The 13,457-nt window shown below is 64.4% G+C and carries 11 protein-coding genes; 1 reads left to right on the forward strand and 10 read right to left on the reverse strand.

Annotation, left to right across the window (positions count from 1 at the left end; genetic code table 11):
* Nucleotides 1-10: 10 nt before the first annotated feature.
* The 10 genes from HUS66_RS00805 to HUS66_RS00850 form a co-directional block, all read right to left on the reverse strand.
* A complete protein-coding gene (locus HUS66_RS00805; RefSeq protein ID WP_175069096.1) occupies nt 11-814 on the reverse strand; it encodes an electron transfer flavoprotein subunit beta in 804 nt (267 codons plus the stop codon).
* Entirely contained in the window at nt 804-2,084 is a 1,281-nt protein-coding gene (locus tag HUS66_RS00810) for an electron transfer flavoprotein subunit alpha/FixB family protein (RefSeq protein ID WP_175069097.1), read from the reverse strand. Before HUS66_RS00810 ends, HUS66_RS00805 begins: the two co-directional genes overlap by 11 nt.
* Nucleotides 2,084-4,090: a (Fe-S)-binding protein gene (locus tag HUS66_RS00815; protein ID WP_175069098.1), complete on the reverse strand. Its 2,007-nt coding sequence runs from the start codon at nt 4,088-4,090 to the stop codon at nt 2,084-2,086. The genes HUS66_RS00810 and HUS66_RS00815 overlap by 1 nt, the downstream gene beginning before the upstream one ends.
* A gap of 108 nt (nt 4,091-4,198) precedes the next feature.
* Entirely contained in the window at nt 4,199-6,283 is a 2,085-nt protein-coding gene (gene dgcA, locus HUS66_RS00820) for a dimethylglycine demethylation protein DgcA (RefSeq protein ID WP_175069099.1), read from the reverse strand.
* Nucleotides 6,284-6,295: 12 nt separating this feature from the next.
* Nucleotides 6,296-6,853 carry a DUF5943 domain-containing protein gene (locus HUS66_RS00825; RefSeq protein WP_175069100.1) on the reverse strand — a complete coding sequence of 186 codons (558 nt, stop codon included), beginning with the start codon at nt 6,851-6,853 and terminating at the stop codon, nt 6,296-6,298.
* Nucleotides 6,854-7,089: 236 nt separating this feature from the next.
* A complete protein-coding gene (locus tag HUS66_RS00830) occupies nt 7,090-8,067 on the reverse strand; it encodes a dipeptidase (protein ID WP_175069101.1) in 978 nt (325 codons plus the stop codon).
* Between the two features lie 140 nt (nt 8,068-8,207).
* Nucleotides 8,208-8,909 (reverse strand): monofunctional biosynthetic peptidoglycan transglycosylase, encoded by a 702-nt coding sequence (gene mtgA, locus HUS66_RS00835; RefSeq protein ID WP_175069102.1) that lies wholly within the window; start codon nt 8,907-8,909, stop codon nt 8,208-8,210.
* A 10-nt stretch (nt 8,910-8,919) separates the two neighbouring features.
* Nucleotides 8,920-10,059: a GlxA family transcriptional regulator gene (locus tag HUS66_RS00840; protein ID WP_175069103.1), complete on the reverse strand. Its 1,140-nt coding sequence runs from the start codon at nt 10,057-10,059 to the stop codon at nt 8,920-8,922.
* A gap of 284 nt (nt 10,060-10,343) precedes the next feature.
* Nucleotides 10,344-11,201: an S-formylglutathione hydrolase gene (gene fghA, locus HUS66_RS00845; protein ID WP_175069104.1), complete on the reverse strand. Its 858-nt coding sequence runs from the start codon at nt 11,199-11,201 to the stop codon at nt 10,344-10,346.
* A gap of 17 nt (nt 11,202-11,218) precedes the next feature.
* Complete coding sequence (locus HUS66_RS00850; RefSeq protein ID WP_175069105.1) at nt 11,219-12,328, reverse strand: S-(hydroxymethyl)glutathione dehydrogenase/class III alcohol dehydrogenase; 1,110 nt, start codon at nt 12,326-12,328, stop codon at nt 11,219-11,221.
* Nucleotides 12,329-12,492: 164 nt separating this feature from the next.
* Here HUS66_RS00850 and HUS66_RS00855 point away from each other — a divergent pair, with 164 nt between their 5' ends.
* Nucleotides 12,493-13,383, forward strand: a complete 891-nt coding sequence (locus tag HUS66_RS00855) for a LysR family transcriptional regulator (protein ID WP_175069106.1) — start codon at nt 12,493-12,495, stop codon at nt 13,381-13,383.
* Nucleotides 13,384-13,457: the final 74 nt, after the last annotated feature.

Consider the following 13,457-nt stretch of genomic DNA (forward strand, 5'->3'; position numbering starts at 1 on the left):
AGGCGCCTACCTAGCGCAGCACGCCTTCTTCCTTCAGCAGCTTATAGACCGCCTCGGCGCCCTGCTCCGCGGTGACGTCGGTGAGTACCTGGCCACCACCTCCTTCGGCCTTGGCGGCGGCGGCCTTGAAGCGGTCGCGGGCCGAGGCGGCCTTGACGATCTTCAACCGCTTGGGCCGCTTGCGAGCGGGATTGAACTGCCACTCGGCCAACTCGACGTCGGCCGCTACCGGCGCCTCGTTAACCTCCAGTCGGCCCCGTTGCGCGGGACCAAAGGCGCTCTGGCGCGGCGCCGGTGCGGCGGCATCGACGGTCAGGATAGCCGGCAGGCGCACCTTGAGACGCCGGCGCTGGCCTCTCGGCAGCGCCTGCAACACCGTGGCGACGCCAGCTGAGACGTCTTCGACGGCCGCCAGGCCACTGACCAACGGCCAGCCCAGGCGCTCGGCCAGCAAGTAAGGCAAGAGACCCGAACCCTCGCCCTGCTCGGCCCGCTCACCAGTGATCACCAACTGCGGCGGTGCTGCCTTCAGGGCCTCGGCCAAGGCAGGCAGTGCATCGCTGTTCTCGGGCTGCTCGATCAGGGTCAGGGCATCGAAGCCCATGCCGAGATAGCCGCGCAGCGCTGCCTCGTTGCCTGCATCCAGCCTGCCGGCGTGGAGCAATCCGATATCGGCACCGGGCAAGCTACGCGCCAACTCTACCCCACGGGCATCCTGGTCGGCGCGCCGGCTTCGGCCGGTCACCGGATGGCGCCCCACGGAGACCAGTACGGTTACCGCGAGCCCCTCTATTGCGTGAGTATCAGGCTGCATTGCGCTTCTCCTCCCTTGCCTGCTCCACCAGCGCCACCAGGGCTTCGAGCACCTTCGCCGAGTCGCCGATGACCGCCAGATCGGCGCGCTTGATCATATCGCAGCCGGGATCCATGTTGATGGCCACCACCTTGTCGCAGCTCTGAATGCCCTGGAGATGCTGAATGGCCCCGCTGATGCCCACCGCCACGTAGACCCGCGCGGTGACCCAGGTGCCGGTGGCGCCGACCTGGCGGTTGCGGGCCATGAAGCCGTCGTCCACCGCCACCCGGGAAGCCCCTTCGGTGGCGCCCAGCACCTCGGCGGCATGATGGAAACCGTCCCAGTCACGCACGCCGTTGCCGGCCGAGAGAATAAACTCGGCCTCGGACAGCGCCACACCCGCCGGATCCACCGCCACCTGGCCAAGATCCTCGATGCGCGAAAGCCGGGCAGGCAGCGCCTGGGGCAGTGTCAGCTCGCTGGCCGCATGGCGCGTGTCGCTGACCGGCTCGGCACACTCGGCCAGTGCCAGCGCGAAGCGCGGCAGCGGTCGCTGAATGTCCAGACTGCCGGCTGCGCCCCGGGCGGTACAGCTCCAGCCGAGATCGGCCTCGTCGCTGGCCTCTAACTGCCACACGCCTGTGGCCGGACGCTCGCCAAGGCGTGCCGCCAGACGGCGCCCCAGATCGGCACCACCCAGTTTGGAATCCGGTATCAGCCAGTGGCGCGGGGTCCAGGCGTTCTCCACGGCGACCAGGGCGCCGAGCCGAGCCTCCGGGGCAAAGCCTTCGACCTCGGGACCGTCCAGATGCAGCAGGCGGTCGATGCCCGCCTCGGCGAAGCCGTCTTCCTTGTGATCACCAAAGATCACCGCCAGCACCGCACCGGGGGCGGCCGGATCGGCATCGGCCAGCTGACGAGCCAGGCCCAACAAGTCTCGGTCATGCCCGGTCAGGCGTCCGCCGGCCATATCCGGCACCACCGTCACCAGGAAGGCCGGCGACTCGATCTCGACCAGCGGCTTGCTCTGGGCGGCCGCCTTGGCGGCCCGGCCGCCACCGGCGCCCTGCTGGACGCCGCTGCGGTCGATGCGCTTGAGGCCATTGGGGCCCATGAAACCCACGACATGAGGATTCCTGCGCACCAGGCCATGGGGGCCGACCCACTCGCTGGCCGCTCCTTGGCCGGCACTTCTGCCCAGTTCAGCCAGCACTTCGAGGTGCTGCGGATGCAGCCGGTTACGGGCAATCCATTCCTTGCGGGGGTCTCGACGCAATATCTCGCTCATCACAACACCTCCGCGGCCTGAGCCTCTTGTGTCTGGGAGCGCTCGCCGGTGCTCGCCGGCGCCGCGATCAGCGCATCGGCCACGAGCTCAGCGATATCGCGGACCTCGGCGCTGGCGTCAACCACGCCTTCGAGCATGGCGGTACATTGCGGGCAACCCACCGCCACCAGCTCGGCCCCCGTCTCGCGGACGTCGCCCATGCGCATATCGGGAATCCGCTGCTTGCCGGGAATGTCGGTGATCGGCGCCCCGCCGCCACCGCCGCAGCAGCGCGAGCGGAATCCGGAGCGCTCCATCTCGGCGACCTCGATGCCCAAGGCGCGCAGCACGTTGCGCGGCGCTTCGAACTCGCCGTTGTAGCGGCCGAGATAGCAGGGATCATGATAGGTCACGCTACCGCCCTTCCAGGGCTTGAAGTGCAGACGACCGGCATCGTACAGCTCGGCGATATAGGTGCTGTGGTGACATACCGCATAGTGCCCGCCCAACTCACCGTACTCGTTGCCGAGCACGTGGAAGCTGTGCGGGTCGCAGGTCAGGATGCGCTGGAAGCGGTACTGCGACAGGGTAGCGATGTTGCGCTTGGCCAGGCTCTGGAAGGTGGCTTCGTCGCCCAGGCGACGGGCCACATCGCCGCTATCGCGCTCCTCGTTGCCGAGCACCGCGAAGTCGACGTCGGCGGCGCGCAGCACCTTGACCAAGGCGCGCAGGGTGCGCTGGTTGCGCATGTCATAGGCACCGTCGCCCAGCCAAAGCAGCACGTCTGCCTGCTGGCGGTCCCGCATCAACGGCAATTCCAGATCGGCGGCCCAATGCATCCGTGCGCCAGGGTCGAAGCCGCCGGGATTGTCGGTGGCGATCAGGTTATCGAGCACCTCGGCCCCCTTGTTGGGGGTATTGCCATGCTCCAGCGTCAAGAAGCGGCGCATATCGACGATGGCATCGACATGCTCGATCATCATCGGGCACTCCTCGACACAGGCGCGACAGGTGGTGCAGGACCACAGGGTGTCGGCATCCACCAGGGCCTTGCCCTCGCGAGCCACGATGGGCCCATCGGGACTGCCGCGATGCTCGCCCACCGGCTTGCCCCCAAGCGCTTGTGAGGGGTGGGGGCTGCCGGCATAGTGGGCGTCGCTGCCGCCGGCCATGCCGACGACCATGTCCTGAATCAGCTTCTTGGGATTGAGCGGCTGGCCAGCGGCGAAGGCAGGACACACGGCTTCGCAGCGACCGCACTGCACGCAGGCATCGAAGCCGAGCAGCTGATTCCAGGTGAAATCGCTAGGCGTTTCCACCCCGAGCGGGGCCTGCCGATCATCGAGGTTCAAGGCCTTGAGCCCGGTGGACCGATTGCCTTCGCCGCCTTTCGTGGAAAACCGTTCGGGGCGGCGGTGGAAGGCCAGATGCAGAGCCCCGGCGAAGGCATGCTTCATCGGCCCGCCCCAGGTCATGCCGAACACCATCTCACCCAGGCCCCAGACCAGCACGGCGCAGAGCGCCAGCGCCAGGACCCAGCTACCGCTCCCTTCGACAAAGCCGTCAGGCAGCAGCCCCACGGCGGGCAGGGTAATGGCGAAGATGCTCAGCGAGAAGGCCATCAGGCTCTTGGGCAGGCGCATCCACGGACCCTTGGAGAGCCGGGCCGGCGGATTGCGACGGCGGCGAGCCACGAAGCAGCTGCCAACGAACATGGTGGCACTGGCGGCGAGCAGCACCCAGCCGAGCACGCCTTCGGCCAGGCCAAGCCCGTGTACCAGCACCATCAGCACGGCGGCGGCGACGAAGCCGCCGGCGGTGGCCACGTGAGTGTTAGACATCACCTTGTCGCGGGCGACCACATGGTGAAGATCCACCAGATAGCGCCGCGGCATGGCGGCGAGTCCCTTGAGCAGGTCGACCGGGGCGGAGCGCCCCTGGCGCCACAGACGCACACGCCGCCAGGCGCCAATCACCGCCAGCGCCAGGGAGGCGAAGATCAGGATCGGAAGTAAGGTATCGAGCATCTCGCTCACCTCATCGGCGAGCTGGAAGCTGAAAGCCGGAAGCTGGAAGAAAGGGCGAAAAGCGCGGGTTTTCCTTCCAGCTTCAAGCTTCAGGCTTCCAGCTAGGGGTTAAAAGTCCTTGCAGAGACGTAGCGCGTCGTAGATCGCCGCATGGGTGTTACGCGGTGCGGTGCAGTCACCGAGCCGGAACAGCAGCGGCCCCTCACCTTGCTGAGCGTTATCTTCAATCAGGCAAGGCTGCGGCTTGATGGCGTAGAGGGCCTCGAGATCCACCTGCCCCTTGTTGCGGGACCGATCCTTGAGCGCGTAGTAGAGCGCCTCGTCGGGGCGTACGCCGTTCTCGACCACCACCTGGTCGACCACGCGCTCCTCCTGGGTGCCGGTGTACTCGTTCTCGAGCACCGCAACCAGCGAATCGCCCTCCCGGTAGACCTTGTGGAGCATCATGTCGGAGGTCATGATCACCTCCTTCTGATAGAGGCTGCGGTAATAGGTCGGGAAGGTGGTACCGCCCACCGCCGCTCCGGGTTTGATGTCGTCGGTGACGATCTCGACCTTGGCCCCTTTATCGGCCAGGTAGTCCGCCGCCGACATGCCCGAAAACTCGCACAGCGCATCGTAAATCAACACGTTCTTGCCCGGCTCGACCTTGCCGTTGAGGATGTCCCAGGTGCTGACCACCAGGCTCTCCTCGGCGTTTTCCGCATAGCCCCACTCCTCGTGCTGTTCGAGGTAGGGCCGCCCTCCCGTGGCCAGCACCACGATGTCGGGACGCAAATCGAGGATAGTCGCCTCGTCGGCACGGGTGCCCAGGCGCTGATCGACCTTGAGACGGTCCAACTCGAGCTGGAACCAGCGAGTGATGCCGGCAATCTGGTCGCGCTGGGGCGCCTTGGAAGCGATGGTGATCTGCCCGCCAAGCTGATCTGCCGCCTCGAACAGGATCACCTCATGGCCCCGCTCGGCGGCTACACGGGCCGCTTCCATGCCGCCGGGGCCACCGCCGACCACCACGACCTTGCGCTGCTTGCCTTCGGTCTGCTCGATGATATGCGGCAGCCCCAGGTACTCGCGCGAGGTGGCAGCGTTCTGGATGCACAGCACGTCGAGCCCCTGATACTGACGATCGATGCAGTAGTTGGCGCCGACGCACTGCTTGATCTGATCGACCTGGTCCATCTTGATCTTGGCGATCAGGTGCGGATCGGCGATATGGGCTCGGGTCATGCCGACCAGGTCCACATAGCCGCCCTCGAGGATACGCTCGGCCTGGTTGGGATCCTTGATGTTCTGGGCGTGGATGACCGGCGCCTTGACCACTTCCTTGATGCCCGCTGCCAGGTGCAGGAAGGGCTCCGGCGGATAGGCCATGTTGGGGATGACGTTGGCCAGGGTGTCGTGGGTATCGCAGCCCGACCCCACCACGCCGAAGAAGTCCACCTTGCCGGTGGCATCGTAGTAGGCGGCGATCTGCTTCATGTCGTCATGCGACAGGCCGTCCGGGTGAAACTCGTCGCCGCAGATACGCATGCCGACCACGAAGTCGTCGCCGACTTCGGCGCGCACGGCCTTGAGCACTTCCATACCGAAGCGCATACGGTTCTCGAAGCTGCCACCCCACTGGTCGGTCCGCTTGTTGACGCGCGGGCTCCAGAACTGGTCGATCAGGTGCTGGTGCACGGCAGACAGCTCGACGCCATCCAGGCCGCCTGCCTTCGCCCGGCGCGCGGCCTGGGCGAAGTCGCCGATGATGCGCCAGATTTCCTCTTCCTCGATGGTCTTGCAGGTCGAGCGGTGGACGGGCTCGCGAATGCCGGAGGGTGAGACCAGGGTCGGCCAGTCGAAGCCGTCCCAGCGCGAGCGGCGGCCCATATGGGTAATCTGGATCATGATCTTGCCGCCGTGCTTGTGCACCGCGTCGGCGAGATTCTGGAAGTGCGGGATGATCCGGTCGGTGGACAGGTTCACCGAACTCCACCAGCCCTGGGGGCTGTCGATGGAAACCACCGAGGAGCCGCCACAGATACACAGGCCGCAACCACCCTTGGCCTTTTCCTCGTAGTACTTGACGTAGCGGTCGGTGGTCATGCCGCCATCGGTGGCATGCACCTCGGCGTGGGCGGTGCTGACCACGCGGTTGCGGATGGTCAGGTTGCCGATCTGGATCGGTTGGAAGATCGCGTCGAATGCCATGGGAGAACCTCCTCAGCCCTGCGGATTGTCGTCGAGAGAGTCGAGCGGACGGGTCACGAAGATCCCGACGTCGCATCCTTCCTCGGCGCCGCTCTGGGTTTGTTCGGCGACGGTGCGCAAGTCGCTGCCACGCGCGGCAAGAATCTGATCCATGGCACCGGCGAACCAGCCGGTGAACATGTATTCGATCTTCCGGCCGACCTTGCCCATCTGGTAAACGAAGGCGCTGTGCTCCAGGCGAACGCGGCAGGTACCGGCGTCGAGGTCGATGGCATCCACGATGAAGAGTCCCCAGCCACGCTGAGAGAGGCGCTTCATGTAGTGTTCGAAGACGTCCACACCCTCGAGACCGTGGCACTCGGCCTCTTTCTCGCACCAGTGCCAGGCGCTCTTGTAGCCGGCAGCGTAAAGAATCTCGGCGTACTTCTCCGCGCCCAGCGCCTCTTCCACGGCGATGTGGTTGTTGATAAAGAAGTGACGCGGCACATACAGCATGGGCAAAGCGTCGGTGGTCCAGACACCGGTGTCGGCATCCACTTCAATGGGCAGTGCGGGGGCCATCTTGGTCACGATCGTATTCCTAGAATCTTGTTGATTGTTATGGGGCTTCGGGCTTCGGGCTTCGGGCTTCGGGCTTCGGGCTTCGGGCTTCGGGCTTCGGGCTTCGGGCTTCGGGCTGCGGGCTGCGGGCTGCGGGCTGCGGGCTGCGGGCTGCGGGCTGCGGGCTGCGGGCTGCGGGCTGCGGGCTGCGGGCTGCGGGCGGCATAATGGCTCGCAGCGCTTAGCCCACGGCTCGTAGCTGGCCGTCAGGCGCCCCAGACGTCCTTGAGGGTGCGCACCCAGTTCTCGCCCATGATCTTGCGCACCTGATGCTCGCTCATGCCGCGCCGCAAAAGCGCCTCAGTGAGGTTCGGGAACTCGCCGATGGTGCGGATACCCTCGGGATTGATGATCTTGCCGAAGCGAGTCAGGCGACGGGCATAGCCCTTGTCGTGGGTCAGCCACTCGAAGAAGTCGTGACCCTGGCCCTGGGTGAAGTCGGTGCCGATGCCGATGGCATCTTCGCCGACGATGTTCATCACGTACTCGATGGCCTCGACATAGTCGTCGACGGTGGCGTCGACGCCGGCACGCAGGAAGGGAGTAAACATGGTCACGCCGACGAAACCGCCGTGCTCGGCGATGAAGCGCAGTTCGGCGTCAGACTTGTTGCGCGGGTGCTCCTTGAGCCCCGACGGCAGGCAATGCGAGTAGCAGACCGGCTTTTCAGAGGCCTCGATGACTTCGCGGGAGGTGTTCTCGCCGACGTGAGAAAGGTCGCACATGATGCCGACCCGATTCATCTCGGCGACCACCTCGCGGCCGAAGCCGGACAGGCCACCATCGCGCTCGTAGCAGCCGGTACCCACCAGGTTCTGGGTGTTGTAGCACATCTGCACGATGCCGACGCCGAGCTGCTTGAAGATCTCGACATAGCCAAGCTGGTCCTCGAAGGCATGGGCGTTCTGGAAGCCATAGATGACGCCGGTCTTGCCTTCCTCCTTGGCCCGTGCGATGTCGGCGGTAGTGCGTACCGGAAGCACCAGATCCGAGCACTCGGCCATCAGGGCATTGGACTTGACGATGTTATCGACGGTGGCCTGGAAGCCTTCCCAAACGGACACGGTGCAGTTGGCCGCGGTGAGTCCGCCCTTGCGCATGTCCTCGAACAGCTCACGGTTCCATTTGGCGATAACGAGACCATCGATGACGATGGCGTCCTGATGCAGCTCTTGGGGGGTCATGACGAGGCTCCGGAATAATGCGTGAACTTGCCGGCAGCATATCCCCCGGCACACCGGGTTCGGCGCCTGGAAGCGACCGAGAAAATTCCAAAAGCGTCATGACCGTCGCGATCGCGACATGGCAGGAAATTGGCGTCGACTCAAAGCCGATCGAGGTAGGCGGAACCGCCAAGGTTGCGCATCTGACCACGAATCCAGGCGCTGCGGCGCTGGGTGTGGGGGCCAGGGCGCGAGGCGCTCCACTCGCGGGGATTGGGGAGGATCGCCGCCAGGCGGCTGGCCTGATCGACATTCAGTCGAGCGGCGCTGACGCCGAAGTAGTGCTGGGCGGCGGCCTCCAGACCGAAGACCCCCCGATCCCACTCGACGATGTTGAGATAGACCTCGAGAATGCGCTGTTTGGGCCACAGCGTCTCGATGAGCAAGGTAAACCAAGCCTCTAGCCCCTTGCGAAGCCAGTTGCGGCCGGTCCACAGAAAGAGGTTCTTGGCGGTCTGCTGGCTGATGGTGCTGGCACCACGCAGCCCGCCCCCGTTGAGGCTGGACTCGATGGCTTGGCGGATCTGATGGAAATCGAAACCGTGATGCTCAGGAAAACGTTGGTCCTCGGCGGCTATCACCGCGACCTTGGCGTTGTCGGAGAGTTCCGCCCAGGGACGCCATTGCTGGTCGATATCGATCGGCTCACCGCTGACCCAGGACTCCAGCTTGCGCTCGACCATCACCATGGAGCCGAACACCGGCACCACCCGGAACAACAGCACCAGCAGGATCGACAAGCCGACCCAGCCCAGCAGCGCAAACCCCAGAACCCGCGCTGTGCGACGCACCCACTCAGGCATCAGGCCTCACTCATGATTTTAAGCGCACGCTGGCATAAGTGGGCTCGCCCTGAGCCTGGGCCAAGGCGCCCATGGCCGCCGACGGCGGCTCGAGAGACCGCTCCTCATAGGTAGCCGACTGCAGCAGGGCCGCCGGCTCCTTACCCAGGGTCACCGGCAACATCTCTACGCTATTCTTCTCCAGGCGCTCGTCCCGAGGCGGAATGCCGAAGTATTCCCGATAGCATTTGGAGAAGTGCGGAGTGGAGACAAAGCCACAGGCCGACGCCACCTCGATGATCGACATCGGTGTCTGCTTGAGCAGCTGACGGGCCCGCGTCAGGCGCAGCTTGAGATAGTAGCGCGAGGGTGAGCAGTGAAGGTTCTTCTGGAAAAGACGCTCGAGCTGGCGGCGTGACACATCCACGTAGTTGGCCAGCTCATCAAGGGTGATCGGCTCCTCGAGGTTGGACTCCATCAGCGCCACGATCTCCAAGAGCTTCGGCTGGGTGGTGCCCAACACATGCTTGAGCGGCACCCGCTGCAGATCCTGCTCATTACGGACCCGGTCGTAAATGAACATCTCGGAAATACCCGCCGCCAGTTCGCGACCGTGGTCGCGGCCGATCAGGGTCAGCATCATGTCCATGGGCGCGGTGCCACCGGAGGAGGTGGCACGGTCGCGGTCGATAGAGAACAAGCGCGTGGAGAGCGCGACCTTGGGAAAGGCTTCTTGCATGGCCGCCAAGCACTCCCAGTGGGTGCTGGTTTCGTAGCCGTCGAGCAGGCCCGCCTTGGCCAGCGCCCAGCTACCGGTGCAGACCGCCGCCAGGCGCCGCGACAGCCGTGCCTGGGCTTGCAGCCAGCTCAGGTGCTCGCGTTTGACCGCCCGTTGAGGACCTACCCCGCCGCATACGATCACCGTATCCAGCGTCAGCGCCGTTTGGGTGCCCACATCAGGCGTCACACATAGACCGTCGCTAGCCTTGACCACTGCCCCATCCAGACTAATGGTGTACCAACGGTAAAGCTCACGTCCGGCCAGTTGGTTAGCCATGCGTAAGGGCTCGATGGCAGATGCCAGCGAGATCAGGGTGAAATTGTCCAGCAACAAAAAGCCGATAGCTTGAGAAGTAGCGGCAGTGCGTGAGGCCTCGGGAGCGGTTGTCATTGGGTACTCCGGCGCTTGTGTCTTGAACCCTGACTGTCTTGTCTTTGCTTGTGTGATTCAGGGCGTCGAGCATGCCGGGAGAACAGACAAAGCGTCGTTATCCGGCATGCACATTACAAATGTACCCCGCGTGTCGTTTTCTGGCATGTCAAATTTAGCTATCGCGCGACATCTACCGGTGCAGTGCAATAATCGGGTCGTTCATGAGTATATGCATGCCACTCCGCCCTTACTTGCAAAGAACCCACGCCGCCTAGGTGACGGCGTGGTCGGTCGCCTCAGGCTCAGCGTTTCTTGTAAAGCCGCTCGGCGTGATAGCGCAGGTGATCCTCGATAAAGCTGGCGATGAAGTAGTAGCTGTGATCATAGCCAGCATGCCGACGCAGGGTCAGCGGGTGGTCGCGCTTTTCGCACGCCGCCTCCAACCGCTCGGGCATCAGCTGTTCCTCGAGGAAGTTGTCGGCCTCGCCCTGGTCGATGAACAACGGCTGCCGAGAAGCCCCCTTGGCGACCAGTTCGCAGGCGTCATACTGGGTCCAGGCGCGCTTGTCCTCGCCCAGATAGTGGCTAAAGGCCTTTTGCCCCCAGGAACATTCGATAGGATTGACCACCGGCGCGAATGCCGACACGGCCGCGTACTGACCGGGGCGACGCAGCGCCAACACCAGGGCCCCGTGGCCGCCCATGGAGTGCCCGCTGATCGACTCGCGGCCGTTGACCGGGAAGTGCTGACGCACCACCGACGGCAGTTCCTCGGCCACGTAGTCGTACATGCGATAGTGCTTGGCCCAGGGCTCCTGGGTAGCGTTCACGTAGAAGCCGGCGCCGCTGCCGAAGTCGTAGCTGTCATGCTCGCCGGGCAGATCCAGCCCCCTCGGGCTGGTATCCGGGCAGACGATGGCGATGCCGAGCTCAGCGGCGAAACGCTGAGCGCCGGCCTTCTGCATGAAGTTCTCGTCGGTACAGGTCAGCCCCGACAGCCACCACATCAAGGGCACCCGCTCGCTCTCGGCCTGAGGCGGCAGGTAGATGGAAAACACCATCTCGCAGTCCAAGGCCCGCGCGTGATGCTTGTAGCGCTTTAGCCAGCCGCCGAAGCTCTTGGTGGCCGATACCAGTTCCAGGGATTCGGACATGCTCATGAGTGCGTCTCCTTCGCTCAATAGTGCAGAACGCTGCGAATGCTCTTGCCGGCATGCAGCAGCTCGAAGGCCTCATTGATCTTCTCGAACGGCATGTCCTGGGTGATGAACTCGTCGATCTTGAGCTCCCCCTTCATGTAACGGTCGACATAGCCCGGCAGCTCGCTGCGGCCCTTGACGCCGCCGAACGCGGAACCTTTCCAGACCCGCCCAGTGACCAACTGGAACGGCCGAGTGGAGATCTCTTCCCCAGCCCCGGCGACACCGATGATGATCGACTCGCCCCACCCCTTGTGGCAGCACTCCAGCGCCGAGCGCATGACGTTGACGTTACCGATACACTCGAAGGAGTAGTCGACGCCGCCATCGGTCAGCTCGACGATGACCTGCTGGATGGAATCGCTGTAGTCCTTCGGGTTGATGAACTCGGTCGCGCCGAACTGGCGTGCCAGCTCGAACTTGTCCGGGTTGATGTCGATGGCGATGATCCGGCTGGCCTTGGCCATCTGAGCGCCCTGGATAACCGCGAGGCCGATGGCGCCGAGGCCAAACACGGCGATGGTGGACCCCGGTTCGACCTTGGCGGTGTTTATGACCGCACCGATGCCGGTGGTCACGCCACAGCCCAGCAGACAAATCTTGTCCAGCGGGGCTTCCTTGGACACCTTCGCCAGCGAGACCTCGGGCACCACGGTGTACTCGGAAAAGGTCGAGCAGCCCATGTAATGATGCAGGGACTTGCCGTCCACGGAGAAGCGCGAGGTACCGTCCGGCATCAGGCCCTTGCCCTGGGTGGCACGCACCGAACTGCACAGGTTGGTCTTGCCGGAGAGGCAGAACTTGCACTTGCCGCACTCGGCGGTATAGAGCGGAATGACGTGGTCGCCCGGCGCAAGGCCCGTCACGCCCTCACCGACTTCCTCGACGATACCCGCCCCTTCATGACCGAGCACCGAAGGAAAGAGCCCTTCCGGGTCGGCGCCGGACAGCGTATAGGCATCGGTGTGGCAGACGCTGGTAGCGACCATGCGCACCAGCACCTCGCCGGCCTTCGGACCTTCGACGTCGATTTCGGTGAGTTCCAGCGGCTTGCCGGCTTCCAGTGCGATAGCGGCACGAGATTTCATGGCGACTCCTGACGGTAGGATGTAGGAAGATTCGACGGCCGGGCAGAAAACGCCTGCCCGAGGAGATTGGCACCAGTCTAGGCGACAGCACCGCTGGCGATAAACGGGGTAAGCCGCATAAGATTGTTGTCACACAGCAATGATCAGGGAGCGCCGTTTACCACATGCAACGCTGGGATCGCATCGAAGCCTTCGTCGAGGTAGTTCGCCTGGGCAGTTTTTCCGCCGCGGCGCGAGCGCTCAAGGTGTCGACCTCGCACGTCAGTCGGTTGGTCGGCCAGCTCGAGAATCAGCTCGGCACCACCCTGCTCTATCGCACCACACGACAACTGCACCTGACCGATGCGGGAACCCTCTACTTCGAGCACTGCCGCCACCTGTTCGACGGCTTTCAGGAAGCCGAAGCGGCGGTGCATGACTTTCACGCCCGCCCCAAGGGCGTGCTCAAGCTGACCTCATCGACCACCTTTGGCGAGCGTTTCATCGCCCCGTTGGTCAACGACTTTCAGCGTCAGCACCCGCAGCTCGAAGTGAACCTCCACTTCACCAATCGCCGGGTCGAGCTGATCGATGAGGGCTTTGACGTAGCGATTCGCATGGGCGTGCTCAAGGACTCGACGCTGATCGCGAGACGCCTGTGCGAGCGCCGCGAGTATGTGGTCGGCTCGCGGGATTACTTCGCCCAGGTCTCCCGGCCGCACTCATTGGCCGAGCTTGCCAATCATGCCTGCCTGCTCGGCTCCCGGGACCAATGGCTGTTCGAGGTCGACGGCGTCCGCCGCGAGGTCCGCGTCGGCGGCCGCTGGCAGGCCAATTCAGGACCTGCCCTGCTCGATGCCAGCCTCAAGGGCTTGGGGCTTGCTCAACTGCCGGACTACTACGTCGACAAGCACCTCGCCAGCGGTACGCTGGTCTCGGTACTCGACCACTTTCGTCATAGCGACACCGCCGTGTGGGCGGTCTATCCGCGCCATCGTCACCTTTCACCCAAGGTACGCCAGTTCGTCGACTACCTGGTCGCGCATATCCATGAGGTGATGCCGGTGCGCCGCTGAGCGGAGCACTGGTGGCAAGCTGGCCGAGAAAACGCGCGGGCAGCAACACAAAAAAAGGCGCCCCACCGGGCGCC

It is taken from the genome of Onishia taeanensis, from assembly GCF_013349955.1.
Taxonomy (GTDB): domain Bacteria; phylum Pseudomonadota; class Gammaproteobacteria; order Pseudomonadales; family Halomonadaceae; genus Onishia; species Onishia taeanensis_B.

Coding starts and splice junctions, on each gene's coding strand:
- HUS66_RS00805 (WP_175069096.1), bottom strand. CDS start 814: ATGCAGCCTGATACTCACGCAATAGAGGGGCTCGCGGTAACCGTACTG.
- HUS66_RS00810 (WP_175069097.1), bottom strand. CDS start 2,084: ATGAGCGAGATATTGCGTCGAGACCCCCGCAAGGAATGGATTGCCCGT.
- HUS66_RS00815 (WP_175069098.1), bottom strand. CDS start 4,090: ATGCTCGATACCTTACTTCCGATCCTGATCTTCGCCTCCCTGGCGCTG.
- dgcA (WP_175069099.1), bottom strand. CDS start 6,283: ATGGCATTCGACGCGATCTTCCAACCGATCCAGATCGGCAACCTGACC.
- HUS66_RS00830 (WP_175069101.1), bottom strand. CDS start 8,067: ATGACCCCCCAAGAGCTGCATCAGGACGCCATCGTCATCGATGGTCTC.
- mtgA (WP_175069102.1), bottom strand. CDS start 8,909: ATGCCTGAGTGGGTGCGTCGCACAGCGCGGGTTCTGGGGTTTGCGCTG.
- HUS66_RS00840 (WP_175069103.1), bottom strand. CDS start 10,059: ATGACAACCGCTCCCGAGGCCTCACGCACTGCCGCTACTTCTCAAGCT.
- fghA (WP_175069104.1), bottom strand. CDS start 11,201: ATGAGCATGTCCGAATCCCTGGAACTGGTATCGGCCACCAAGAGCTTC.
- HUS66_RS00850 (WP_175069105.1), bottom strand. CDS start 12,328: ATGAAATCTCGTGCCGCTATCGCACTGGAAGCCGGCAAGCCGCTGGAA.
- HUS66_RS00855 (WP_175069106.1), top strand. CDS start 12,493: ATGCAACGCTGGGATCGCATCGAAGCCTTCGTCGAGGTAGTTCGCCTG.